Here is a 1,431-nt window from a genome sequence, read left to right on the forward strand (position 1 = left end):
TTAATTTTAAATAGGTTTGAGCATAATAACAAGAAATTTTAGTAAATTGTTAAAAAGTATAAAAAAAATAGAAATTAAAAAACTTAGGTTATCGAACATATCTATTTCGTAAAAATAAAAGGAGATAAACTATGAAGAAAAAATTGATTATAATGAGTTTATTGATTTCAGCTTTTTCAATGGCTACTGATAATAAAAAAGGATTAGTAGATTCTAGTAAAAATCATAAAAATATTGAAGTGAATAAGAATGAAGATAAAAAGCCACAAATGGGAGCACCTATGAATAAAAAAGTAATAACCGAAGATATGATAACAAATAAAACAGAAAATGGTTATAATTTAAATTTTGATGTAAATAAGAATTATACGACCAAGACAGCTACTGTTAATGGTAAAACAGTTACTTATCGTGCTTATGAAAATATAGTTTATGTTGCAAAACCAGTTGATATTGCTTATCAAACTATAAATATCTATATTCCAGAAGAATATTTTAAAAATAAGTCAGTTGGAAAATATAATGCGAAAAGTGCACCAATATTTTTTCCAAATACTGTTGGAGGATATATGCCTGGAGCAGCTGGAATGCCTGGAAATGGAAGAGACGGAAAGCCGGATGCTTCACTAGTCGCATTATCAAATGGATATGTCGTGGCAAGTCCTGGAGCTAGAGGTAGAACTTTGGAAAAAGATGGGAAGTATACTGGAAAGGCACCTGCTGTAATTGTAGATTTGAAGGCGGCTGTTAGATATTTACGATATAATGATACTAGAATGCCAGGAAGAGCGGATAGAATTATTTCCAATGGGACAAGTGCTGGAGGAGCTGTTTCGGCTTTGCTCGGAGCGACTGGGAATAATAAGGATTATGAACCATATCTAAAGGAAATTGGCGCATTGAATGCAAGAGATGATATTTACGCCGTGTCAGCTTATTGTCCAATAACTAACTTGGATAATGCGAATACAGCTTACGAATGGATGTTTAACGATGTAAAAACGTATAAAAAGATAGAGATTTCAATGTTAGACTACAATGTGGAAAGAAAATATACTGAAGGTACGTTGACTGATGATGAAATTTCACGTTCAAATGATTTGAAGAAAATGTTTCCTGCCTATTTAAATAGCTTAAAATTAAAAGGTAAAAATGGAAAACTTTTAACATTGGATAAAAATGGAAATGGAAGTTTTAAGGATCAGATTAAGCAATATTATATTGATTCTGCAAATACTGCTTTGAAGAAAGGGACTGATTTATCGGAATTTGAATTTTTGACAATAAAAAATGGTAAAGTTGTAGATTTGGATTATGATAAATATGTGGCTTATATGGGTAGACAAAAAACGCCAGGGGCATTTGACAATGTAGATTTGTCAACAGGGGAAAATAACGAATTTGGAGATGAAACTACGAACAATAAGCATT

1 protein-coding gene is annotated in these 1,431 nt (G+C 31.2%); it reads left to right on the top strand.

The genetic code is table 11. From position 1 onward, the window contains the following. Nucleotides 1-131: 131 nt before the first annotated feature. Nucleotides 132-1,431, top strand: a 1,300-nt coding sequence (locus Q0370_RS08825; RefSeq protein ID WP_299574766.1) for a subtype B tannase, incomplete at its 3' end; no start/stop codon positions are given.

Origin of the sequence: uncultured Leptotrichia sp., from assembly GCF_938036635.1 — a bacterium.
GTDB classification, from domain to species: Bacteria; Fusobacteriota; Fusobacteriia; order Fusobacteriales; family Leptotrichiaceae; genus Leptotrichia; species Leptotrichia hongkongensis.